Origin of the sequence: Comamonas thiooxydans, assembly GCF_000964545.1 — a bacterium.
Classification (GTDB): domain Bacteria; phylum Pseudomonadota; class Gammaproteobacteria; order Burkholderiales; family Burkholderiaceae_C; genus Comamonas; species Comamonas thiooxydans.
On the sequence record NZ_BBVD01000005.1, the window covers coordinates 269,980 to 295,133 of the forward strand.

At 63.9% G+C, this 25,154-nt stretch carries 15 protein-coding genes; 8 read left to right on the forward strand and 7 right to left on the reverse strand.

Annotated features, from left to right (window positions below; all coding sequences use genetic code 11):
• Positions 1-3: 3 nt before the first annotated feature.
• From Cth01_RS08750 to Cth01_RS08760, 3 genes are all read right to left on the reverse strand, one after another.
• A complete protein-coding gene (locus Cth01_RS08750; RefSeq protein ID WP_045838964.1) occupies positions 4-3,234 on the reverse strand; it encodes an efflux RND transporter permease subunit in 3,231 nt (1,076 codons plus the stop codon).
• A 22-nt stretch (positions 3,235-3,256) separates the two neighbouring features.
• Entirely contained in the window at positions 3,257-4,495 is a 1,239-nt protein-coding gene (locus Cth01_RS08755; protein WP_045839147.1) for an efflux RND transporter periplasmic adaptor subunit, read from the reverse strand.
• A gap of 179 nt (positions 4,496-4,674) precedes the next feature.
• Positions 4,675-5,511, reverse strand: coding sequence for an alpha/beta hydrolase (locus tag Cth01_RS08760; RefSeq protein ID WP_045838965.1), 837 nt, complete (start codon positions 5,509-5,511; stop codon positions 4,675-4,677).
• Between the two features lie 176 nt (positions 5,512-5,687).
• On the opposite strand from Cth01_RS08760, the gene Cth01_RS08765 reads away from it, so the two are divergent.
• Entirely contained in the window at positions 5,688-6,614 is a 927-nt protein-coding gene (locus Cth01_RS08765; RefSeq protein WP_034352167.1) for a LysR family transcriptional regulator, read from the forward strand.
• A gap of 38 nt (positions 6,615-6,652) precedes the next feature.
• Here Cth01_RS08765 and hrpA read toward each other — a convergent pair whose 3' ends face one another.
• Positions 6,653-10,708, reverse strand: a complete 4,056-nt coding sequence (gene hrpA, locus Cth01_RS08770) for an ATP-dependent RNA helicase HrpA (RefSeq protein ID WP_045838966.1) — start codon at positions 10,706-10,708, stop codon at positions 6,653-6,655.
• 175 nt (positions 10,709-10,883) lie between these two features.
• Here hrpA and Cth01_RS08775 point away from each other — a divergent pair, with 175 nt between their 5' ends.
• The 4 genes from Cth01_RS08775 (at position 10,884) to Cth01_RS08790 (ending at position 15,818) form a co-directional block, all read left to right on the forward strand.
• Positions 10,884-12,062 carry a metallophosphoesterase gene (locus Cth01_RS08775; protein ID WP_034352161.1) on the forward strand — a complete coding sequence of 393 codons (1,179 nt, stop codon included), beginning with the start codon at positions 10,884-10,886 and terminating at the stop codon, positions 12,060-12,062.
• 467 nt (positions 12,063-12,529) lie between these two features.
• Positions 12,530-13,354 (forward strand): zinc ribbon domain-containing protein, encoded by an 825-nt coding sequence (locus Cth01_RS08780; protein ID WP_045839148.1) that lies wholly within the window; start codon positions 12,530-12,532, stop codon positions 13,352-13,354.
• Positions 13,355-13,359: 5 nt separating this feature from the next.
• Entirely contained in the window at positions 13,360-14,022 is a 663-nt protein-coding gene (locus tag Cth01_RS08785) for a hypothetical protein (protein ID WP_034382107.1), read from the forward strand.
• Between the two features lie 65 nt (positions 14,023-14,087).
• Positions 14,088-15,818 carry a zinc ribbon domain-containing protein gene (locus Cth01_RS08790; protein WP_045838967.1) on the forward strand — a complete coding sequence of 577 codons (1,731 nt, stop codon included), beginning with the start codon at positions 14,088-14,090 and terminating at the stop codon, positions 15,816-15,818.
• A gap of 97 nt (positions 15,819-15,915) precedes the next feature.
• Here Cth01_RS08790 and Cth01_RS08795 read toward each other — a convergent pair whose 3' ends face one another.
• From Cth01_RS08795 to Cth01_RS08805, 3 genes are all read right to left on the reverse strand, one after another.
• On the reverse strand, positions 15,916-17,766 hold the full coding sequence (locus tag Cth01_RS08795) for an enterochelin esterase domain-containing protein (protein ID WP_045838968.1): 1,851 nt from the start codon (positions 17,764-17,766) through the stop codon (positions 15,916-15,918).
• A 16-nt stretch (positions 17,767-17,782) separates the two neighbouring features.
• The gene (locus Cth01_RS08800) at positions 17,783-20,008 is read right to left on the reverse strand and encodes a TonB-dependent receptor (RefSeq protein ID WP_045838969.1); all 2,226 of its coding nucleotides are present in this window, start codon (positions 20,006-20,008) and stop codon (positions 17,783-17,785) included.
• A gap of 154 nt (positions 20,009-20,162) precedes the next feature.
• Positions 20,163-21,443, reverse strand: a complete 1,281-nt coding sequence (locus Cth01_RS08805; protein WP_045838970.1) for an XAC2610-related protein — start codon at positions 21,441-21,443, stop codon at positions 20,163-20,165.
• Between the two features lie 133 nt (positions 21,444-21,576).
• Here Cth01_RS08805 and Cth01_RS08810 point away from each other — a divergent pair, with 133 nt between their 5' ends.
• The 3 genes from Cth01_RS08810 to cpaB all read left to right on the forward strand — a co-directional run bounded on the left by Cth01_RS08810 (position 21,577) and on the right by cpaB (position 25,111).
• Positions 21,577-22,770 (forward strand): MFS transporter, encoded by a 1,194-nt coding sequence (locus Cth01_RS08810; protein ID WP_034408061.1) that lies wholly within the window; start codon positions 21,577-21,579, stop codon positions 22,768-22,770.
• 872 nt (positions 22,771-23,642) lie between these two features.
• Positions 23,643-24,233, forward strand: coding sequence for an A24 family peptidase (locus Cth01_RS08815; RefSeq protein ID WP_045838971.1), 591 nt, complete (start codon positions 23,643-23,645; stop codon positions 24,231-24,233).
• A 32-nt stretch (positions 24,234-24,265) separates the two neighbouring features.
• On the forward strand, positions 24,266-25,111 hold the full coding sequence (gene cpaB / locus Cth01_RS08820) for a Flp pilus assembly protein CpaB (RefSeq protein WP_003079614.1): 846 nt from the start codon (positions 24,266-24,268) through the stop codon (positions 25,109-25,111).
• Positions 25,112-25,154 lie beyond the last annotated feature (43 nt).

A 25,154-nucleotide genomic window follows, 5' to 3' on the forward strand; every position in this document is an offset into this window, starting at 1 on the left:
GGCTTATTCGTCATGGCCGCGTGGCGCAGCAGGCATGGGCAGGGCCGAGGCGCCGTGACCCGGCTCGCTGATCGGCGCCACATGACTGCCATGCTGCTGCAGCGGACGGTTGCCGGCCAGACGGCGCAGCACCACATAGAACACCGGCGTGAGGAACAGGCCGAAGGCCGTCACACCGATCATGCCGGCGAACACCGCCACGCCCATGGCGCTGCGCATCTCGGCTCCCGCTCCTGTGGACAGCACCAGGGGCAGCACGCCCATGACAAAGGCCAGCGAGGTCATGAGGATGGGACGCAGACGCAGGCGGCTGGCCTCGATGGCGGCTTGCACGGGCGTGCGGCCGGCAAATTCCAGCTCGCGGGCAAACTCCACGATCAGGATGGCGTTCTTGGCCGACAACCCCACAAGCACAATGAGCCCGATCTGCGTGAACACATTGTTGTCGCCACCGCTCAGCCACACGCCCGTCATGGCAGCCAGCAGGCCCATGGGCACGATGAGGATGATGGCAATCGGCAGGGTCAGGCTTTCGTACTGCGCCGCCAGCACCAGAAAGACCAGCAGGATGGCGATGGGGAACACCAGCACGGCGGAATTGCCGGCCAGGATTTCCTGGTAGGTCAGTTCGGTCCACTCGAAGCCTATGCCGGGCGGCAGGGTTTCGGCGGCAATGCGCTCCACGGCGGCCTGGGCCTGGCCCGAGGAGAAGCCGGGCGCAGGACCGCCATTCACGTCGGCGGCCAGAAAGCCGTTGTAGCGCATGGCGCGTTCGGGCCCGAAGCTGGGTTCGAGCTTCATCAGCGCCGACAGCGGCACCATCTCGCCTGTGGTGGAACGCACCTTGAGCAGGCCCACGTCTTCGGCGCGCGCCCGGTAGGCTGCGTCAGCCTGCACGCGCACGCTGTAGGTGCGGCCGAACTGATTGAAGTCGTTCGCATACAGGCTGCCCAGGTAGATCTGCAGCGTCTCGAAGATATCCGTCACCGGCACGCCGAGCTGGCGCGCCTTGGTGCGGTCGATGGCGGCATAGAGCTGGGGCACGTTGACCTGCCAGCTGGTGAACAGGCCGGCCAGCTCTGGCGTCTGATAGGCCTTGGCCATGAAGGCCTTCACAGCCGCGTCCATGGCGTCGTAGCCCAGCGAGGCACGGTCCTCGATCTGCAGCTTGAAGCCGCCGGTCGTGCCCAGGCCGGCCACGGGCGGTGGCGGGAACATGGCGATAAAGGCTTCCTGGATGCTGCCAAAGGCCTGGTTGAGCTGGCCCGCCACGGCGCCGCCGCTCTGGTCGGCATGCGTGCGCTCGACAAAAGGCTTGAGCGTGACAAAGACGATGCCCGAGTTGGAGCTGTTGGTGAAGCCATTGATGGACAGGCCAGGGAAGGCGATAGCGTCTTCCACATTAGGATTTTTCTTGACGATCTCGCCCATGCGGCGGATCACGTCTTCGGTACGGTCCAGTGTGGCGCCATCGGGCAGCTGGGCAAAGCCGACCAGATACTGCTTGTCCTGGGCCGGCACAAAACCGCCGGGCACCAGCTTGAACAGCCCCCAGGTCGCGCCCACCAGCACGGCGTAGATCACCAGCATCAGCGCCTTGCGGCCGATGACGCGCTGCACGCCGCCGCTATAGGCCTCAGAGCCGCGGCGGAACAAGGCGTTGAAACGGCGGAAAAAGCCGCCCAGCACGCGTTCCATCCCGCGCGTCAGCGCGTCCTTGGGAGCATCGTGGCCGCGCAGCAGCAGCGCGGAAAGCGCAGGCGACAGAGTCAGCGAGTTGATGGCCGAGATCACCGTCGATATGGCGATGGTCACCGCGAACTGGCGATAGAACTGGCCCGTGAGGCCGCTGATGAAGGCCAGTGGCACGAACACGGCCACCAGCACCAGGGCAATGGCGATGATGGGCCCGCTGACCTCCTGCATGGCGCGGTAGGTGGCCCGGCGCGGCGACAGACCGGCCTCGATGTTGCGCTCCACGTTCTCCACCACCACGATGGCGTCGTCCACCACGATGCCGATGGCCAGCACCAGGCCGAACAGGCTCAGCGCATTGATGGAAAAGCCCAGCAGGTGCAGCACGGCGAAGGTACCCACCACCGACACCGGCACGGCCAGCAGCGGAATGATGGAGGCGCGCCAGGTCTGCAGGAACAGGATCACCACGACCACGACCAGGGCCACGGCTTCCAGCAGGGTCTGAATCACGGACTTGATGGATGCCCGCACGAATTGCGTGGGGTCGTAGGCGATGCGGAACTCCACACCTTCAGGCATGTGCTTTTGCAGTTCGGCCATGGTCGAGCGCACATTGGCCGAGATCTCCAGGGCGTTGGAGCCCGGGGCCTGGAACACGCCCATGCCCACGGCGGGGTCGTTGTTGAGCAGGGAGCGCAGCGAATAATCGGCCGCGCCCAGCTCCAGCCTGGCCACGTCACGCAGGCGCGTCACGGCGCCGTCTGAGCCGGTCTTGACGATGATGTCGCCGAACTCTTCCTCGGTCTGCAAGCGGCCTTGCGCGTTGATGGACAGCTGCATGTCCACGCCGGGCAGACCGGGCGAGGCGCCGACCACACCGGCCGCGGCCTGCACGTTCTGGCCGCGGATGGCTGCCACCACATCGGCGGCAGAGAGACCGCGCTGCGCCACCTTCTGCGGATCCAGCCAGGCACGCATGGAATAGTCGCCGCCGCCGAAGATCTGCACCTGGCCCACGCCCTGGATGCGCGCAAGGCGGTCCTTGACATTGAGCACGGCATAGTTGCGCAGATAGTCGATGTCATAGCGGCCGTTGGGCGAGACCATGTGCACGACCATGGTCAGGTCGGGCGCGCTCTTGACCGTGGTGATGCCCAGGCGGCGCACTTCCTCGGGCAGGCGCGGCTCGGCCTGGGAGACGCGGTTCTGCACCAGCTGCTGGGCCTTGTCGGGGTCGGTGCCCAGGGCGAAGGTCACGGTCAGCGTCATCACGCCGTCGGTCGTGGCCTGGCTACCCATGTAGAGCATGCCTTCCACGCCGTTGATGGATTCCTCCAGCGGCGTGGCCACGGTTTCGGCAATCACCTTGGGATTGGCGCCCGGGTACTGGGCGCGCACCACCACCGAGGGGGGAGCGACCTCGGGGTATTCCGAGATCGGCAGCGTTCGCATGGCGATCAGGCCTGCGAGAAAAATAAGCACCGACAGCACACCCGCAAAGATCGGGCGGTCGATGAAAAATCGGGAAAGGTTCATGGTGTCGGAGGATTAAGGGTTCTCAGACCGTGGGTTGCTTGGCGGCGCCGCGGCCATCGGCCAGCTCGGCCTTGGCATCCATGGGCACGTCCTGGGGCGCGACCACCACGCCAGGGCGCACACGCTGCAGTCCGTTGACGACGATGCGCTCGCCGGCCTTGAGGCCCGAAGTGACCACGCGCAGGCCGTCCACCGGTGCGCCCAGTTGCACCTCCCGGTACTCGGCCTTGTTGTCCGCGCCAATCACCAGCACGAATTTCTTGCTCTGGTCCGTGCCCACGGCGCGCTCGTTGATAAGCACGGCCTGGGTGGTCTGGGGCTGGCCCATGCGGATGCGCGCGAACTGGCCGGCCATGAGCGTGCCGTCCACATTGCCGAACACGGCCCGCACGCGCACCGTGCCGCTCTTGGCATCGACCTGGTTGTCTATGAGCTGTAGATGACCGACATAAGGCGTGCCGCCGCTGGTACCCACCCCCATCTGAACGGGAATGGTTTCAATCAGCGCACGCGTGCTGCGTCCCTGGCTTGCGCTCTGCAGACCCTGCAGCGCCTGGGCCACGATCTGCTCGTCCGCGTCAAAGCTGGCGTACATGGGGTCCACCGACACCAAGGTGGTCAGCACCGGAGCACCGGCTCCCGAGCTCACGAGATTGCCCACCGTGACCTCGATGCGGCCCACGCGTCCGCTCACCGGCGCCTTGACCTGGGTGTAGCCCAGGTTCAGCTTGGCGGTCTGCAGCGCAGCCTGGGCGGCGCGCAGATTCGCATCGGCCTCGCGCCGGGCATTCACGCGCTCGTCGTATTCCTTTTGCGCGATCGCCCGCTCATCCCACAGACGCGTGGCGCGCTCGGACTCGCTCTGGGTATAGGCCATGCGCGCCTTGGCGGCAACGACCTGGGCTTCGGCGCGATCGACTTCTGCCACATAGGGCGCAGGGTCCACGGTGAACAGCAGATCACCGGCCCTGACCAGCGCGCCTTCCTTGAAATGCACGGCCTGCACCGCTCCCGAGACGCGCGGCTGCACATCCACGCGCTGCACGGCTTCGAGGCGGCCGGAGAATTCATTCCACAGCGTCACGTCCTGCTGCAGGACCTGGGCTGCCGAAACCGGCACGGCCGGCGCGGCGGCTTGCGCAGCGGGCGCTTCGGCATGCGATGACAGGCCCAGCATGGCGGCAGTCGTGGCGATCACGGCAGCGGCGACGCCGGCGGCAGCCCACCGGCGGCGGTTGGAGAGTTTGGAGTGTTCGTTCATGGCAATGTCTTTGTTCAAGGGTTGAAAGCGGTAGCGGCTCTTTCGGCGGCAGGCAAGACTCATCCCTTCCAGCGCTCAGGCCAGGAATCGAATGAGAAAGAGAAGAAAAAGGCGCAGCCGTGCTGCGTCCGGCCTGCGGGGCCGGATCAGGTCAGCTGTCTCAGCAGGGCAAAATCAGCTCAGAGCCGACATCGGGTGGCTTCGAAAAACTGGCGCAGTTGCTCCTGCAGCTGCGCGGCGCAAGGGCAGGACTCGGGCGGCTGCTCCAGCAGTGCCTGCGGCCATTGCCCGGCTTCGGCAAACACATGGCGATGCACGCTCAGGCCGGCAGCTTCCAGGCGCGCGCCATAGTTCAGTGCCTCATCGCGCATGGGGTCGGCCTCGCCGACCAGAATCAGCGTCGGCGGCAGTCCCGCGAGACGGCGGGCCCGCGCTGGCACCGCATAGGGGTGCTCCGCATCATGCGGCTCGCCCAGGTACTGGCACCAGCCCGAAGCCCATTTGCATTCGACGGACTCGCCCTGGGCGGCACGCTGCGAAGGCGTAGCCGAGCAAGGGTCAAGCATGGGAGAGATCAGAATCTGCCCGGCCAGCGGCGGCTGCTGCTGATCGCGCGCCATCATGCAGACGCCTGCCGCCAGATTGGCTCCGGCCTCTTCACCGGCCAGGTAGAGCGGAGCGCCCTTTCCGGCCAGCTTGGTGCGTTGCTTGTAGGCCCACAGCAGCACCTCGTAGCCCAACTCCAGCGGACGCGGAAACGGATGCTCGGGTGCCAGCGGATAGGCCAGCGACACCACGCAGGCCCCGGCCGCCGCCAGCGAGCTGCCGACGGTGCAGCCGTTGTCCAGATCGCCGGCCACAAAGGCGCCACCATGGAAATGCAGCACCAGCGGGACGACTTCGCCGCGCCGCTTGCCGCCGTATATGCGCACATCGGCCTGCACACCGTCGGCCACGGAGATCGTGGTGTCGGTATGAGGAATCGGCTGCGATGCGGTGGCTTTGGTGTTTGACATGGATTTTCCGGACAGGACCGGGTGATGGAACAGAAATGTAGCAACAGCAAGTGACGGTATAAACCCCGCAAACGCGGCCACACTGTTTCCAATTCTCGAACAATGACGGTGTGAGCTGTGTGTGAGAATCCCGCATCCTCGGCGAGTCCGGGTTTTCGCGAGGACAAGGAGATCCCATGGATCAGATACAGGCCATGCGCATTTTCGCGCGGGTCGTGGAAGCCGGCACTTTCACGCGTGCAGCCGATTCGCTGCAAATGCCAAAAGCCAGTGTGACCAAGAACGTTCAGGCGCTGGAAGAGCGCCTGCGCGTGAAGCTGCTCAACCGTACCACGCGCCGTGTCACCGTGACCGCCGATGGTGCGGCCTATTACGACCGCGCCGTGCGCCTGCTCGCCGACTTCGACGATCTCGAGGCCAGCGTCAGCCAGGCCCGCACCACGCCGCGCGGGCGCCTGCGCGTGGATGTGGGAACCACCGTGGCGCGGCTACTCATCATTCCCCATCTGAGCGAGTTCCAGTCTCGCTATCCCGAAATACAGATCGATCTGGGCGTGAGCGACCGCACCGTGGACCTGATCAGCGACAACGTGGACTGCGTAATCCGCGGCGGCGAGCTGGCCGACCAGTCCCTGGTGGCGCGCCGAATCGGCAATCTGGAATTCATCACCGTTGCCGCACCCGAATATCTGCAGCGCCACGGCGTGCCACAGCATCCGCGCGACCTGGAGTCCGGCCATCGCAACGTGATCTATTTCTCCCCGGTCTCGGCGCGGCGCTATCCGCTGGAGTTCCACAAGGGCGGCGAAGTGATAGAGATCGCCAGTCCCGCCCACCTGGGCATCAACGAAGGCAATGCCTATATCAGCGCCATCCTCGCTGGCCAGGGCATAGGGCAGCTCAGCCGCTTCCAGATTCACAAGTACCTGGAAAACGGCCAGCTGCAGCGGGTGCTGGAGGACTGGAAGCACCCTCTGCTGCCGATCTATGTGGTCTATCCGCCCAACTCCCACCTCAGCGCCAAGGTGCGCGCCTTTGTGGACTGGGTGGTGGAGCTGTTTTCGCGCAATCCGCTGCTGCAGGGCGAAAGCCGGCCCGCCTAGTCAGGCAGGGCCCCATTCGTCAGGCCATCAGCCCGGCATCACTGCTGCAGCTGCGCCCAGACCTTGTCCAGCCGCTTGGCGCTGACCGGATACGGCGTGCGCAGCTCCTGGGCAAAAAAGCTCACGCGAAGCTCCTCCAGCATCCAGCGGTACTCCTGCATGCGGGCATCGATCTGCCCCTTGCGCTCGGCCACCAGCCGCCAGTAGCGCTGCTCCAGCGGCAGCAGCTCCTTGAGCTTGGCGGCATCGCGCGCCGGGTCGGCCCGGTACTTGTCCAGACGCGAGGTAATGGCCTTGAGGTAGCGCGCGTAATGGCCGAGCTGCGCCCAGGGGGCCACGGCGATGAAGTTCTTGGGCATCAGCTTTTGCAGCTGTTCGCTCGCGTCCTTGGTGGCCTCGGGCGCGTTCTTGGTGTCCTTGATCTTGCGCGCGGCGGCTGCGTACTCGGCGAGGATGACGGCCGACATGCGAGCCACCTCGTTGGCAATCAGCGTAAGGCGCCCACGGCCATCCTGCACGCGCTGCTTGAAGTCGGCCTCGTTGCTCGGCAGCGGCTCCTGCAAAAAGGCGCGGTCTATGGCCACGTCGATGATCTGGCCGCGCAGCTCTTCCTGCGTGCCCAGCGGCATATAGGCCACGGCCATCTTCTGCAGATCGGGAATGTTCTTTTCCAGATACTTGAGCGCATCGCGAATCTGCAGCGCGAACAGCCGGCGCAAACCCACACGGTGCTTTGCGGCAGCGGCTTCGGGTTCGTCGAAGACTTCGATGCCGACGGCGTCGCCATGGTCGATCAGGGCCGGAAAGCCGATCAGCGTGGTGCCGCCCTTCTTGATCTCCATGAGCTCGGGCAGCTCGCCAAAGCTCCAGTCCTTGTAGCGCGCATCGTGGGACTGCGCCGGCTTGCCCGCCGCAGCCTTTTCTTTCTTAGGAGCTGCTTGCGCCTGTCTATTATCGCTTTCAGATACTTTTGAATCTGAAATGCTTGTATCACTTGCGCCAGCAGCTACCTTTAATGAAGCAAGTGCCTGAAAAGCGCCGCGAGCCTTGGCGCCCCACTCGGCCTTGAGCGCGCCCAGATTGCGGCCCTGACCCAACTGGCGGCCATGCTCGTCGGTGATGCGGAAGTTCATGAACAGATGCGGGCTCAGCATGTCCAGCTTGAAGTCTGCGCGCTTCACATCCAGCGAGGTCTCGTCGCGAACCTGCTTGAGCAAGGCGTCGATCAGCCCCCCTTGGGCCCAGCGCTCGCTCTCGGTGAACAGCTCGGCCAGCCGCGCCGCGCTCTCGGGCAGCGGCACGAAACGGCTGCGCGGGCGCTGGGGCAGGCTCTTCAAGAGCGCCTGGATCTTGTCCTTGAGCATGCCCGGCACCAGCCACTCGGCACGCTCCTCGGACACCTGGTTGAGCACGAACAGCGGCACGGTGACCGTGATGCCGTCACGCGCGTCGCCGGGGCTGTGCAGATAGCTGGCGCTGCAATCGGCACCGCCCAGCTTCACGGTCTTGGGGAATTTGTCCGTGGTGATGCCTGCGGCCTCGTGCCGCATCAGCTCGTCCCTGGACAGGCGCAGCAGCTCAGGCTGGTTCCTGCTCTCGGCGCGGAACCACTTGTCGAAGGTCGCGCCGCTGTACACATCCCTGGGCAGATGCTGGTCGTAGAAGGCAAAGATCAGTTCGTCGTCGACCAGCACGTCCTGGCGGCGGCTCTTGTGCTCCAGCTCCTCGACCTTGCGCATGAGCTTGAGGTTGGCGGGCAGGAAATGCCACTTGGTTTCCCACTCGCCCTCCACCAGCGCCTGGCGGATGAAGAGATTGCGCGCCTCGTGCGGATCGACGCGGCCATAGCTGATGCGGCGACCGTTGTATACCACCAGGCCATAGAGCGTGGCGCGCTCCAGCGCCACCACATCAGCCTGCTTCTTGCTCCAGTGCGGATCCAGCAGCTGCTTCTTGAGCAGATGGCCGCCCACCTCCTCCAGCCACTGCGGCTCTATGGCCGCAATGCCGCGGCCGTACAGGCGCGAGGTCTCGACCTGCTCGGCCGCCACGATCCAGCGACCGGGCTTCTTGCTCAGGTGGGCGCCGGGGTGCGGGTGGAACTTGATGCCGTGCGCGCCCAGATAGCTCTCGCTTTCCTCTGCCTTGTAGCCAATATTGCCGAGCAGCCCCGACAGCATGGACAGGTGCACGGCCTCATAGCCCGCGGCCTCGTTGTTGAGCAGCCATTTCTGCTCCTTGACCACGGTCAGCAGCTGCGAATGAATATCGCGCCACTCGCGCACGCGGCGGATATTGATGAAGTTCTGGCGCAGCAACTGCTCCCACTGGCGGTTGCTGATCTTGTGCGCGGCTTCCTCGGCATGTTGGGCCTGCTCGGCGGGGTTGAACAGCGCCAGCCGCTCCTCCACCGTGCCTTCGACCTGCGCGCCGCTGGCACGCTGGCTGACAGGCAGGAAGGCCTGGTTGCGCGCATTGGGCTTGGCCGCAGGCGCGTGCTGGGCCGCCATCTCCTTGCGGCTCTTGGCCACGACCTTGCCGCCGCGCGCATCCGACAGCCATTTCCACAGACGCAGATAGCCGCTGAACTCGCTTTTCTCGTCGTCGAACTTGGCATGTGCCTGATCGGCCTGCTGCTGCGCTTCCATGGGCCGGTCGCGCACGTCCTGCACGCTGAGGGCCGAGGCAATGATCAGCACCTCTGCCAAGGCGCGGCGCTCGCGCGCCTCCAGAATCATGCGGCCCACGCGCGGGTCCAGCGGCAGGCGCGACAGCTCCTTGCCCATGGGCAGCAGATGACCGTGATCGTCCACCGCACCCAGCTCGGCCAGCAACTGATAGCCGTCGGCAATGGCGCGGCCCGAAGGCGCTTCGAGGAAGGGGAAATGCACCACATCGCCCAGACCCAGCGACTTCATGCGCAGGATCACGCCGGCCAGCGAGGAGCGCAGGATTTCAGGATCGGTGAAGCGGTCGCGGCTGACAAAGCTCTCTTCGTCATACAGGCGAATGCAGATACCGTTGGCCACACGGCCGCAACGGCCCGCGCGCTGGTTGGCGGCGGCTTGCGAGATCGGCTCGACCAGCAGCTGCTCCACCTTGCTGCGGAAGGAGTAGCGCTTCACGCGCGCCGTACCGGCGTCGATCACATAGCGTATGCCTGGCACCGTGAGCGAGGTTTCGGCCACATTGGTGGCCAGAACGATGCGTCGGCCCGTATGGCCGTCAAAAATCCGGTCCTGCTCGGCCTGCGACAGGCGCGAGAACAGCGGCAGCACCTCGGCGCCGCGCAGCGTGGGCGAGTGCTGCAAATGCTTGCGCAGATGGTCGGCAGCTTCGCGAATCTCGCGCTCGCCCGGCAGAAAGATCAGGATATCGCCGCCCTTGCCGCCGGCCCAGAGTTCATCCACGCCATCGGCGATGGCGTCGTTCAGGTCCTTGTCCTTTTCACCCTCGAACGGGCGATAGCGCATCTCCACCGGATAGGTACGACCCGAGACCATGATCACGGGCGCAGGACCGTTCTTCGATTCGAAGTGCTTGGCAAAGCGGTCGGCGTCGATGGTTGCCGAGGTCACCACCACCTTGAGATCGGGGCGCTTGGGCAGGATCTGCTTGAGATAGCCGAGCAGAAAGTCGATGTTCAGGCTGCGCTCGTGCGCCTCGTCGATGATCAACGTGTCGTAGGCCTTGAGCAGCGGATCGGTCTGGGTCTCGGCCAGCAAGATACCGTCGGTCATCAGCTTGACGGAGGCGTTCTTCTGCAGCGTGTCCTGAAAACGCACCTTGTAGCCCACCACTTCGCCCAGCGGGGTGTTCAGCTCCTCGGCAATGCGCTTGGCCACCGAGCTGGCGGCAATGCGGCGCGGCTGGGTGTGGCCGATCAGATGGCCGCGCACCTGGCCGTTGGCATCGGGGGCGGCATTGAGCCTGCCCCGGCCCAGCGCCAGAGCGATCTTGGGCAGCTGCGTGGTCTTGCCCGAGCCGGTCTCGCCGCAGACGATGATGACCTGATGGCGATCCATGGCCTCCATGATTTCCTGGCGACGGCTGGATACGGGGAGCGACTCGGGGAAGTTGATCTTCAAAGACATAAGGGCTGGGATTATCCCCGTCCTTGGCCGGTCTTGCGCAGTGATGACAAAAGCAGCCGTGCCGCGCCATTTTCAACGCCCTGCGTTGCACCAGCGATAGCGGCTGCAGCAGCGTTCATCGCGGGGACGCCAACGCTTGCTATGCTCGCGGCAATTTTCGGTTTCTCTCCTGCCCATGGTTTCGACTGCTGCTTTCGTCATTCCTCTTCTGGCTCTCTGGCTCTGGTGGCCTGTCTCCAGCCTCAACGGTACTTCTCGTCTTGCCCGCCTGCTAGCCGCGCTGATCACGGCCTTGCTGGGCATTGCGCCGGCCTTGCTGCTCAAGGCCGTGCAGACGAATGCCCTGCCCTACGCCGTGGTGGCGCGCCTGCAGGTTCCCGGCGGCTGGATTCTGGCCATGCTGCTGATGCTGGCGCTGTTCGTGCTGCTGCGCGATCTGCTGTGGCTGATCGCCCGACTCATGGGGCGAACCAGCCTGGCGCAGCTGCTGCACCTTCCCGCACTCACCGCAGCCGCCGTGGTGGCGACCGGCTGCCTGAGCGCCATCGGCGTCTTCAACGCCCTGCAACCGCCCAGGGTGCATGAGCAGCAGATCGCGGTCAGAAACCTGCCCGCCGCACTGCAGGGCCTGCGCATTGCCGTGCTGGCCGATATCCACGCCAGCCCGGTCAATGATGCAAGCTATGTGCAGACCATCGTGCAGCGCACCCTGGCCACCACGCCCGACCTGATCGTGCTGCCCGGCGACATGGTGGACGGCGATGTCGCCACCAGCCGCGCCCATGTGGCGCCGCTGGCCGCCTTGAGCGCGCGCTACGGCGTCTGGGCGGCGCCGGGCAACCACGAGTACTACAGCGGCTACAACGCCTGGATGGCCGAGTTCCGCCGCCTGGGCCTGAATCTGCTGGAAAACCGCATGCAGCTGCTGAACATCAAGGGCAGCAAGCTGGCCCTGTCCGGCATCGGCGACCCAGTGTTCGGCCGGACCTCGCCCAACAACGCCGACCCCGAGGTCGCCGAAGGTGTCCCCCCCGATGTGGATGCGGTTGCCGCCCAGGCCCGCAAGGCCGGCGCACAGTTTCATATCCTGCTCGCACACCAGCCCAAGTTCGCGCGCGACAACGCGGACAAGGGCGTGAACCTGCAGATATCGGGCCATACCCACGGCGGGCTGATCCTGGGCATGGACCGCTGGCTGGTGGCTCCCGTCAACAACGGTTTTGTGCGCGGCGAATATGACGTCGGCAATATGAAGCTGCTGGTCAGCAGCGGAGCAGGCCTGTGGGCCGGTTTTGCCGTACGCCTTGGCGTGGCGCCGCGAATCGAGCTGCTGACGCTGGTTGCGCAGCAGTGATTACCGGCCTTGCTGACTCCTGGGGTTCAGCAAGGCCTGTATTTCGTTGAAATCTTTACAGCGCAAAACACTCTCAACCATTTGAAGCATTTGCAAAAATCAAACAGATTTCGAGATCCGAGCTTTTCCCGGCAATCCCGGCTTCCATAAAGCACCTGATTTACTGCCTTCTTTTCAAATCAGTCACTTACGCCATAAGTCCCTTGAAACTCTGCGCAACTCCATTAATCCAAACCCCATTCATGGATTGCCATGCCTGACAAAAAGCTGTCAAAACCGAACGTGCTTACATTCCCGTAAAGCGATCCGACAGGCTGCGGCAAATGCGCCGCTAAGATACAAATCATTTTTCAGGGTCCGTACCGGTTCATGCCAATGCGCAAAAACCGGCCCATATTCCACGCATTGCCTAGGCAGCAATGCCGCCGAGCGGCCATTCCAGCGGACTCTTTTCTCGATTGCAGACCATGAATTGTTCCCAATGCGGCAATCCGCTCTCTCCGAATGCCAAGTTCTGCAAGAACTGCGGCGCCAGACAAGCACCGGAAGCGGCAATCACTGCTGTTGAAAAAACCTGCAGCCAATGCCAGGCTGTCTGCAAGCCCGAGGCCCGCTTCTGCACACGATGCGGCCTGGTGTTCGAGCGCCCCGGCGATAGCCATGCCGCAGGGGCAACTGCGCCGCCCATGCCTTCAGGTGCCTCGCAGACCATTGACAACGCAAGCCTGGCCCCTCCCCTGATCGAGCCCATGGATACACCCGCGCCAAGGCCACCACAGCCGGAGCCTGCCGCAAGCTTTGCGCAGCGCAATGACCGCACGCCGGCCTTTCCCCAGGAACCTGTGCGCGGCAGCAATGCCTGGATCAAATGGGTGGCGCTGGCACTGCTGGTCGCAGCCATTGCGGGTGGTGTGATGATGGCAAGCAATATGAAGGGCCTGACCAGCTCGGGCAATAGCGCATCCAGTTCTTCCCAAGCCGGCAAGGATGGGATTTCGCCCGAAGACAAGGCCAAGGCCGACGCCCTGGTCGGCCCGCTGGGCGGCAGTACCGCAGCGCAAACGACACCTGCCGAAAATGCCCCGATTGCCGGCGCCGTAGACAACGCGCCCGCCACTGCAGTCACCCCCGCAGCGACGACAGCAAACACTGCCAGCGACGCACCCGCGCCTGCGGCCAGCCCGGAGCCGTCCTCAGCCCCGGCATCTGGCAAACCGCCCGTGCCGGCCCCTGCAAGAACACCTCCAGTCAAGAAGAATGCCGCGCCATCCCTGGATGACCTGCTGGATTGAAAGCCATGAAAAAACTCAAACTCACTGTGCTCGCCTGCGCCGCAACCCTGCTCGGCGGCTGCGCCAGCTTGCAAGATGCCTCCACATCGCTGAGCTGCATGCTCTCGCGCGTCACCAATTCCGCAGACCCCAGCTGCGGCCCTGGCGGCGGCGCGCCCGCAACCGCTGTTTCGGGCGGGCAGAACGAGCGCTTTGCCCGTTTGCAGGCCGCTCTGGATCAGGAAACGCAGCATGCGCAGAGCATGCAGGCCCAGGCCGTGCAAGCCATGCAGAAGCTGCCGGCCAAACAACGCGCAGTGGCTGGGCCGGTACAGACCAGGACCGTCAGCATCGCCGACGGACAGTCGGGTCAGGCACACCAGATGCGCAGTTTCTCAGCACTGACCGTGGAGATGCCGCTGGCCGCCAAGGGTCGCAGGGAATATACCCAGGCCATGAATGTGCTCAAGGAACTGGCCAATGAACTGGCCGACAACCGCGGCTCGTCGAGCATCGTGGTCGATCAGTCCGACGAGGATGTCAGGGCCGGGCGTGTGAATACCGCCACTGGCACAACCCAGTCCAAAGGCGGCAAACCCGTGACTGTCATCAAGAAGATCGATACTGGTCTGCCCGCCGGCGTGGAGCGTTACACCATCGAAGCCGGCGAGATCCGCGGCAAGCTTTGACCCCCGGCCAGCCAGCGGCTCATCGCGCCACACCAGCCAGCCTCAACCACCAGACAGGACGAAAAATGAGAGAGCAACCCCTGGGAGAAATACGTTTTGCCACCCTCGCCAGAGCCGCCGAAGGACTGACTCAGTGGCGACCGCTGCTGCTGTGCTTTCTGACACTGCTGCTGACCGGTGCACTGATAGCAGGCGCGGCCTGGATGCTGGTCAAGGCCGGCTTCTTCATGTACCTGATCTTCATGCTTGCGGCCGTGGTCGCGCTGCTGGCTGGCTCTTCGGGCGTCGGCATCATGCTCATGGACAAGGCCAGGAACGAGCCCGTACGCTCCTTCTCGGCTGCGGCATCGGCCGGTCTGCTGTGCCTGCCCAAATTCCTGCTGGTCGGACTCGCGATATTTGTTGCCACGCTGGCCTACTACCTGCTGGCTGCCGTCATTTATTTCATCTGCAAGATTCCCGTGCTCGGCGGTATTCTGGCCTTTGTGGCCCACCCGATTCTGGTGCTGGTCGCCGCAGCCTTGCTGATCGCCATGATCTGGGTCGTCGGCCCGCTGATGGGCCCTGCGCTGTGGAGCGGCCTGTCGGTCAAGGCTGCGCTGGCCAATGTGCTGAGCATCGCGCGCAAGCGCCTGGTCGAAGTGGTGCTGATGGAAGTCGTGCTCTATGTCATTTTGGGCCTGGTCTGCGTCATGCTGTTTGCCGGACTGGTGCCTGCAACCGTCTCCCTGACCGGGATGGCCATGAGCATTACCGGAGATGGCTCCATGGCCGGCATGTTCATGGGCGGCGGCTACGGCCGTGGCTACGGTGGCGGCTTCAACCCCATGGGCATGATGGGTGGCGGCAGCACCGGCCTCATCGCCGGCCTGGGCGTTCTCTATTGCGTGGTGGGCGCACTGCTGGCCCAGGTTGCCATCATGGGCATGAATCTGATCTATCTGCAGGCCCGTGAAAGCGTGGACCCTGCCGAGGCCGAGGGTGCGCTGGACAGCCTGATTGGCGATGTGCGCAAAAAAGCCGAGGAAGCCAAGGCCCAGACCATGGCTGCCGCAGAACGCACCATGGCCGCGGCCGAGCGCGCCAAGCAGGCTGCCAGCGAGCGCCTGCAGGAAGCCACAGCCAAGCCCTCCGCCACCGACACCCCGCCCGGCACCGACAGCAATGCCAGCGCTGGCACAGCAACGGCTGCCGCAGCAACGGCTGGCGCAGCAGCGGCTGCCGCAGGCCTGACTGCAGCCACAGCAGCATCCACCGAGCAGGCGTTTGCCGAGCAGCAGGCGCGCGAGCGTGCTGCCGCCGATGCGGCGGAAAAAGCACGTCAAAGCGCTGAAGAGGCAACCGCCCGCCAGCGTAGCGAAGCCGAGGCGGCACGCCTGCGCGCCGAGGCCGAAGCAGCCCGCCTGAAGGCTGAAGCCGAGGCCGCCGAGCAAGCTGCACGAGAACGTGCGACACGCGAACGTGCGGCTGCCGAAGCTCAGGAACTGGCTGCACGCCAGCGGGCCGAAGCCCAGGCCGCAGAGCGCGCAGCACAACAAAAGGCCGCTGAGGAGCGCGCCGCAGCCCAGGCTGCCGAAGAAGCACGTCAGCAAGCAGAAGCAGAGCGCTTGAAAGCCCAGGCCGAGCAACTGGCCAGGCAGCAGGCTGCCGAGCGTGAAGCAGCCCGCGCCCGCGCCGAAGCAGAGGCCGCCGAGAAAGCCCGCCAGGCTCAGGCTGCGCCGAGCTGCCCCGCCTGCAGCGCCCCGGTAGCCGCCAATGACCTGTTCTGCGGCGAATGCGGCAACAAGCTCAAGTAGAAGCTTGCATAAAAAAGCCTGCAGTGCTTGCGAACGAGCGCTGCAGGCCAAAAGCAAAAAAGGGGCTTTCAGCCCCTTTTTTTTGTGCTCCCCGGACTCAGAACCCGCAAGCCTGTGCGACCTGCTCCTTGAGCCTCTCGGTCGATGGTTCGCGACCCGTCAGCGCCAGCAGCCCGCAGGCCAGCGAACCCTGCCAGTGCACATAGTCATGGCCGGTGCTGTGTACACGTTGTACGACCTTGTTGCCCTTGGCACGCAGCACATCACCCAGCTCCTGGCTGGTTTCGCGTATGCCTGCCTGACCACCGCGAGCCCCTTCGTATAGGCCGGCATCAAAGTAAAAGCGAATGGGCAGTTGCGGTGCTTGCTCATACTGGCGAGCCAGCCAATTGGGCGACTCGCCCTTGGGGGCCCACCAGTAGGAGCCCGAAAGACTGAGCACATTGCCAAACCACTGCGGATAGCGCAGCGCCACATAGCTTGAGGCCAGGCCGCCATAGCTCGATCCTGCGATCACCGTGCGCTCAGGTTCGGCCGCTATGCCCTGAGCCTTGAGCCAGGGCATGAGCTGCTGGCCCATGAAGTCGGCAAACACCGGGTTGGGCGGCAGCTCGCGGCTGCGCGCGTCGCCTGCGCCATTGGCCACCAGCACGACGGCTGTTGCAGGCAGCAGGCCGTCGGCCATGAGGTTGTCGATGATGGCGGGCGTGGGAACCTGGCGCAGATAGGCCTGGGCGTCGAACAGCACCAACAGGAAACGCTGAACCGCATCGGACTGCTGCCAGCCCTGCGGCTTGTAGATCCAGATGTCGCGCCCGTTGCCCAGCGCCTGGCTGTCCAGCCAGTGACGCTGCAACTGGCCGGCAGCCACGCCGGCACGGGGCTGGCTCCAGGGCTGGGGCGGCGCCTTGGCCAGCGTCAACACGGAGCGTCCGTCGTAGCGATCCTGCGCTGCCTGCAAATCCGCAGACCGCCCCCAGCTCTGGCGATTGAGAGGGTCGCGCTGCAAAGTGGACAGAATGGCTCGACGCTGAATCATGGCGTCGGCCGAAACCTGAGGCACATCGGGCGCAAAGCCATAGCTGAGCCGCGCATCCCTGGGCATGACGAAACTGGCCCACCAGACATCGCTGCTTCCGAGGCGCTGCAAAGGCTCATGGTTGCCCGATGGACTTCCGAACAGCCGCACGGACTGCCCGGCACCGCGCCAGACAAAGCTCACCAGCTGGTGCTCGGCATCCCAGGGCTCGATCAGCGGCGTGCCCTGACGTTCCATTTCCTGCCAGAAGCTGCGGCTGTCGCCGCCCTGCGCCAGCCGCGCCTGCAAGGCCTTGAGCCTGGGGCTGCGCAGCGGCTCTGGTTCGATCTCTGCCGCAGGCGCATGGCCGGTCGCCAACGGCGCCAGCACCTGAGTGATCGTCAGCTCGTAGGCACCAGGAATGGGCGCAGCATAGGTCGAAGCGTCGCTGTGCCCGTCCTGCGCCGCCGACACGCCGTTTGCGACCGACGCATAGGACTGGACCTTCTCGGCGCGCAGCACCAGACGCTCCTTTGCCATGCCGCGGCTTTGCCAGGTGAATGCGTGATCGACGCCTGCGCCCTGGCTCAGCCGACGCAGATGGCGCCCGTCAGGCGTTTCCACATCCAGCACAACGCCCAGCGCCTGCAGATTGCCTCGCACCACGGCACCTGCCGGTGCCTCCAGCTGCAGGCTCAGCTTCTGTCCCGGCGCCAGCCTGCCGGAGAGCGGCTCCCGCACCGAAAGCAACGAGGCTGCCTTGGCCGCGCTCTGAGCGGTGTCGGCAGGCAAGGGCCGGGACGCATCGGCCTGGCCGCCGATGCCGACGCTGGCCACAAGCAGACCAGGAACAAGCAAGAAGCTCAGCCCTTTTCCGGATGGCCTGTGGCCCGTCACCGGCAAGCACAAACCTTGAAGATCTTCATGCATTGATGCGTCCCTCGCCTCAGAAGTCCACGGCGGCGCTGATGCGCACGGTGCGCGGTGCACCCACGGTCAGGAAGTTGTCGGCAAAGGCTCCAGCCCAGTAAGTACGAGCAAAGACGTTGTCCACCGTACCGCGCAACACCACCTTCTTGTCGGCAATGCGCGTGGTGTAGCGGGCGCCGACATCAAAGCGCGTCCAGCTCGGTGCACGCAAGGTGTTGGCCGAGTTGACCCACTGCTTGCCCGTATGCACCAGGCGTGCGTTCAGCGCCAGACCGGCCACGCCCGGCACATCCCAGTCTGCCGCCAGATTGGCCGCCCAGCGCGCCGCGCCGAAAGCATCATGGCCGTCGTTGTTGCCGCCCTGGGTGCTGGTCAGCTTGGGCTGCAGATAGGTGATGCCGCCCAGCACGCGCAAGCGGGGGCTCAGCGCACCAAAGGTATTCCACTCCACGCCGCGATTGCGCTGCTCTCCATTGAGCTTGAGGGTATTGGCCGCCGTATCGATGGTGGTCGAAGGCTTCTCGATCTGAAACAGCGACAGCGTATTCGTCCAGCCTGCGCGGCGCCACTTCACGCCCGCCTCCATCTGCTTGGATTTGTAGGGAGCGAATGTCTCGCCTGCATTGGCATAGGTGGAGCCCACCTCGAGACCGGGGCTCAGCCCCTCGATGTAGTTGGCGTAGAAGGACAGATCCTCGCCCCAGGGCTTGGCCACCAGCCCCAGCATGGGAGTGACGGCGCTCTCGTCATAGCCCTTCATCTTCTGATTCACGCGCTGGTGGCGTGCGCCCAGCGTCAGCTGCAGCCTGTCCTGCAGCAGGCTCAGGGTATCGGCCACGGCGAAACTGCGAATCACATTGTCGTTTTCCTGGCGCACGGCATTGCGCGGGCCTGCCAGAACCGGCAGCACCGGGTCGTAGATATTGGTGGTGTAGCTGCTGCTGACCACGATGGGCAGCGCGCGTCCGCTTTGCTGCTGCAGCTCGTTGAACGAGAACACCAGCTGATGGCCCACATCGCCGGTTCTGAAGCGGCCTCGCAAACCCGCATCCAGCGCCGTGCTGTTGGTATAGCCCTGCAGGTTATAGGTCTGACCCACGGCAGAGCCGTCGCCCACGGCATTGAGCACCACGCGTGTGCCCGTGGGCTGGCCAGCATAGTCATGCCAGGCCTTGCCCAGGCTGCCGTAGAGCTGCCAGTTGTCGCTGAGCTCGAAGCTGCCGCGCAGCGCCACCGATTTGTTCTCCACTTCGGTGTTGACGCCGCGGAACAGATTGTTGCTAGCATCCGGCGCCGCAATCAGATTCTTCATCTTGCCAAAGCTCACCATCACCGGGCTGCCGTTGTCCAGGTTCACCTTGTAGTGATAGGCATCCAGCCCCAGCGTGAAGCGATCGCCCTGATAGTCGAGCGCCACGGCGCCCAGGCGGCGGCGGCGCTTCTGGTCGTCGACCTCGGTTTCCCCGCTGGACAGCGCGCCGTTAAAGCGTATGCCCAGACGGCGCTCGGGGCCGAAGCGCCGCGATACATCCACATGCTCCTGCAGCTGCGAACCCGAGGTGAAGGTGGTGGTCAGCCGCGTCAGATCATCGGCCAGCGGCTTCTTGCTGACCACATTCACCACCCCGCCCACCGCCCCACTGGGAGCCATGCCGCCGAGCAGCGCACCCGGGCCCTTGAGCAGTTCCACGCGCTCTATCATCTCGGTCGGCACATGGCTGTCGGGCGCCAGGCCATACAAGCCATTGAACGCCACTTCGCTGGCGTTGACGTCGAAGCCCCGAATCACATAGTTCTCGTTGACATGGCCGGTATTGGTGGTGAAGCGCACCGAAGAGTCGTTTTCCAGCACGGCAGCCACCGTGGCCGCATTCTGGTCGCGGATCAGTTCTTCGGAATAGGCCGTGATGTTGAAGGCGGCATCCATCACATCCACATTGCCCAGCAGCCCCAGGCCTGCGCCCTTGGCGACCTGAGCACCAGAGGCCAGCGCAGGCAGAGCGTTGCCGTCCTGCTTGCCGGAAACCGTGACTTCGCTCAGGCGTTTTTCCTGCTGGTCCGGTATCTGGGTCTGTGCCTGGGCGCCGGCACTCAAAACCACCAACACAGCCAGCCCTACGGCTGAGCGGGGGCTGCAGCACACAGCAGAAGACAGCCAATGCGCGAATGGAGCGAACTGCGTGGATGCGAGCGCTGAAGCCGACGGCGCCTTGCCTGCGCCGCCACGAACTGGGGTTGCCATGTAGACCTCGTTTTTGATCGATCTCCTATGGCTAAAACGAAGTGCGTGGCTAAGGCTTGTTGAGAATGAATATCAATTATTTAAATTGTATAACAAGCAAACCTTCTCAAAACGATAGCAGCAAGCGATTTCCATGCATAGCGATAAACCGCTTTCAGGGCTGCCCCCCTGCGGGATTTTCCGTTTCGCAGTTCTGCTCGGCGTTCTCACTCATCAGCACACGCACCACCTTGTGGGCATCGGCATCGAAGACTGCGATATCGGGGCAGTAACGGGCACCTTTGGGCGTATCGACCTTGCGGTAGCTTGCGCCATAGGCCTTGAGGATCTGGGGTGGCTGTCCGGGTCTGGGCTCGGCCAGCACCTGCACCTGGTTCTGGCCCATGCTCGCAGCAGGATCGGCATCGCACCAGTCGGCAGCTGGCTCCTGTCCCAGACTCAGCTCGCCGCCCCGCTGGTAGAGGCCGGCAGGCCAGCGCACATGGCCTTGCGCATAGTCCGGCACCTGATAGCAGGCCATGAGCTTGCCGCCCTTGCGCACTGGCAGCATATAGCTTTCAGCCTGCTCGACCAGTTCCAGCCCTGCGGGCTTCCAGGCATAGATGTTTACACCATGGCTGCAACAGCTGGCACGCCATTCGCTGTAGATGCGCCTGGCCTTGCCATCGAAGGCGGGCGAGCTGATGTCCTGCAGGGACTGCGGCCCCAGCACCAGCTTCTGCGTGCCCGGGTCGTAAAGCCAGGTGCGGTGCTGAATATTCGGCCCCGCAGGTAGATCCAGCGGCTGGGTCAGGTCAGGCCAGCCATCAAAATTCGCATCCACCCAGCGCGGCTGCACCAGCCAGCAACTGCCCACGGCAGCGGTTGGCAGGCTTTGCTTAAGACGCCCCTGCTCATAGACCTGAATGGCGGAAACCAGGAGATCCGTATGTTCGCCGCAGTCAGCCAGAGAGCGCAGCTTCTGATCCATCAGCAGACGCAACTCGTAACGCACTGCATGGGAGAAATCCGGGGACTGGCGCAGCAGATTGACCGGCCAGCGCTTTTTGCCGTCCGCGGACTGCCACTGGCCCTGCAGACGCGGTGGCGCCATGCCCGGCAAGGCCGCTAGCGACCAGCGGCCCGAAGGCTTGGGATCGCTTGCACCCGCCATCGGTGTCTCCGTCAGCTGTCCGCTTGCCGAGCCTTTCAGATCAAGTGTTGCGCCGGGCCGATTGCAGGGCTCGTAGCAATAGCTGCCTCCGACAGCGCCGTCGAGCCGCCACAGCTCCAGCTTGACCGCCTTGCCGGCGATCTCACCGCGATAGCTCGCCGACCAGACCACCGCTTCATGCGGGGCGTCTGCCGTCTCGGCATGCGCCATCGGCGCCCAGCTCATGAGCGCCAAAGCAATGCTCAGGCCTGCAGCCCGGCCAATAAGGCATTTCAGCGTCATATCACTCCTATTCACTTCGATCTCCAGGCTCGCGACTGCACCATGCCCACAGCAAACCTTTTAATGTGCGGCCAATATGAATGCTGCAAGATGTGACAAATCTGCGTACAAGCATGGACAGCCGAAGCGATTTATGCAATCAGACAACAACACACAACAAAGCCGCAATATGGGCCTGCTGGTCGCAGCCCAGTCCCTGGGAGGTGCCTCTCCGCCTATCATCATCTCACTGGGCGGTCTGGTCGGGCAGCAACTGTCGTCCAACCCCGCTGCGTCCACCTTGCCGGTCAGCATCTACCAGCTCGGGCTGGCGCTATCCACACTGCCGGCCGCCTGGATCATGAACCGCATGGGCCGCCGCGCGGCCTATGTGCTGGGCGCCGTTCTGGGCGTGATCTCCGGCGTGGTCGCCGCGCAAGGCATTGCCCACAGCGACTTCGTCACCTTCTGCATCGGCACGGCGCTGGCCGGCTTTTATGCGGCCTGCGTGCAGAGCTACCGCTTCGCCGCCACCGATATGGTGAGCGAGCCAGCGCAACAGGCCAAGGCCATTTCGCGCGTGATGATCGGGGGGCTGATTGCCGCCATCATCGGGCCGCAGGTGGTGATCTGGACGCGCGACGCCCTGCCCGCCACACCGTTTGCCGGCAGCTTCTACAGCCAGGCGGTGCTGGCCCTGCTGGCCCTGCCCTTGCTCATGGGCCTGCGCCTACAGCCGCCTCAGACCAAAACCGCCGTGGCTGGCGACGCCAGGCCTCTGGGAGAAATTGCCCGCACCCCCCAATTCGTCGTGGCCTGCGCTGCCGGTGTGGTCAGCTATGGACTGATGGCGTTCCTGATGACCGCCGCCCCCATGGCCATGGTGGGCTGTGGCCATAGCGTGGGCGAAGCCGCCATGGGCATTCAATGGCATGTGCTGGCCATGTTCGTGCCCAGCTTCTTTACCGGCAAGCTGATTGCACGTTATGGCAAGCGGCCCGTGACCGCTCTGGGCCTGCTGATGATAGGCGCGGCCGGCGTGCTGGCCTTGATGGGGCTGGATATCTTCCACTTCTGGGGCTCGCTGATTTTGCTGGGCGTTGGCTGGAACTTCGGCTTCATCGGCGCCACGGCGCTGCTGACCGAGTGCTACCGCCCCTCGGAACGCGCCAAGGTGCAGGCACTCAACGATTTCCTGGTCTTCGGCACGGTGGCCGTGGCCTCGTTCGGATCAGGGCAGTTGCTGCACAGCGCTGGCTGGAACGGCATCAATATCGGCATGCTGCCCCTGGTAGCCGTCGTGCTGGTGCTGCTGGGCCTGCACAGCCAGCGCAGGGCAAACGTCTGAAGCCGGCAAGACGATTGCTATCAACATCAGAGCTACTGGCGATTGCTGGATAAGCGCATCCGGGTCTTTCCGCATCGAAGTCATTGCATATCAGTCGCAAGGAGCTATTTTTTTGATAAACCCGTATCCGATGCGAATGCGCTCATCCTGCATCGGATGGATTGAGCCTGCCCCCACAGCAGACAGGCAGCCAGACTGCCGCCTTGGCGCCTGGCGAACAAACTGCCTCGGCACATGACTGCGGGCTGTCGAGGATTACCTCAGCCCCATCCCTCAAAGCGGCTACTCAACCCTGGCTCCGACCCTGTCCAAAGTCACGGACCCAACATACCGAAGCAGCCAGGCCAGACACCGATAGGCACTGCAAGCTTCTAAAAATGGGTAACGCTCGGGGCACAGTTCAGCGCGCCCCCAAGCCTGCGCCGAGAGCAGCGGCCAGGCAGGAAGCAGGCCTTCGCAGGCCTGCGCGACTTGCTCAGAAGCTATCAAAGAGCCCAGACACTCAGGCTCCGAGCCCCAAGCCCACGCCTTACAGGTCTCTCGCTCACAACCCAAGACCCACCATGCGGCGTGAACCGATCTGCGTCAGCCAGCGCATGAGACCAATGCTTACGCAACCTACAACGGCGTCACATTTGCATCTCATGCGGATTAGAAAAATCCTTACGAACTCTCATATTGATAAGCGATTTCTATAGGAATAGTATTTCCACAAAATTAAACAAAAGAATGAAGTTGATAGAAAAATTGTATTTAGTCACGTATAGCCCGAATCCTGTGAACACCAGTCAGATGAGCTGAACGCAGCAGACAGCCAGCGTCAACTCTGAGGCCCGAACAGGATTCGCTGAACACAGGACTGGAGGTTGACCATGACATCTTCCGAACTCAGCGCAGCATCCGAACTCGTGGCCGCCGTTTTCACCGAGCCGCGTTCGCTGATCCTGTTGCTGCTTTTGCTGGCAGCCAGCATCAGTGACCTGCGCACACGGCGCATCCCCAATCGCCTGACCTTCGGTGGCATCACCCTGGCCCTGCTCTATGGTCTGCTGGCCCACCACCCCCATGGCGGCGGCTTTTTCTCGGCGCTGGGCGGCATGGCAGTAGGCCTGGCATTGATGCTGCCTCTCTATCTGCTGCATGCCATGGGAGCCGGCGACGTGAAGCTGATGGCCATGGTCGGCAGCTTTCTAGGCCCCGCCGCCACCTGCCAGGTTGTGATCTTTGTCTTTATCACCGGCGGCTTGGCAGCCATCAGCTACGCACTCTGGCATCGCATGGCCGGCAAGCTGCTGCGCAACTCGGCCGAGGCAGTGCAGTTGCTCTACGTCAATGTCGCTGCGGGGATCCGTCCCGATGCCCGCTCCAACTCGGCGCATTCGGTAGGCACCTTGCCTTACGGCGTCAGCATCGCCCTGGGAACCCTGGCGTTCCTGGTCGCTCGGCAGTTCACCTGGGTCTAGTCACTTACATCACGGCATAGCGGGAGCCTCCCATGAAAAACCTCAAAGCTTTGGGTCTGTTTATCCTCGCAGCGCTGGCCAGTCTGGCAGCGGCTGTCTACGCCGCCAACTGGGTGGCCCAACGCGGCAGCCTGGACGCCGACAAGGTGGTTGTCGCTGCCACCGACATTCCACTGGGCGGCAAGATTTTGCCGAACATGCTGAACACGGTGGACTGGCCGCGGGGCTCCATACCCGATGGCGCATTCCATGACATGCAACAGCTGCAGGATCGCGTCGTCAAGGTCGGCGTGCTGCGCGGCGAAGCCGTGCTCGAAGGCAAGCTGGCCCCCGTAGGCACCAAAGGCGGACTGGCTGCCGTCATCGCTCCGGGCAAGCGGGCCATGACGGTACGCGTCAACGATGTGGTCGGTGTTGCGGGCTTCGCCCTGCCCGGCAACTACGTGGATGTGGTGGTCAATGCCCAGCAGGAGCAGAACGGCAAGACAGAAGAGTCGCGCCAGATCAGCAAAACCGTGTTGGAGAACGTGCTGGTTCTGGCCGTGGCCCAGGAAGCCGATCGTGACGAGACCAAACCCAAGGTGGTGAGCGCCGTCACCCTCGAGCTGAGCCCGGAAGATGCCGAGAAACTCGATCTTGCACGCAGCGTGGGCAATCTTTCACTGGTGCTGCGCAACCAGATTGACAAAGATCCCACCAGCACTGCAGGCATCACCAAGCACCAGCTGTTTGGAACACCAGAGGCAGCCCCTGCACCGGTCAAGGTCGCAGCTCCTGCCAAACCCGTGATGCAGCGAGCCAGGCCCGCACCCCAGGCTTCGACAGCCACCTGTGTCGAAGTGATCCAGGGCGGCGCTCGAACTCTCAACTGCTTCTGATCTTCTACTCGCAACAACTCAGAGAGGTCGGCCGTGCAACACC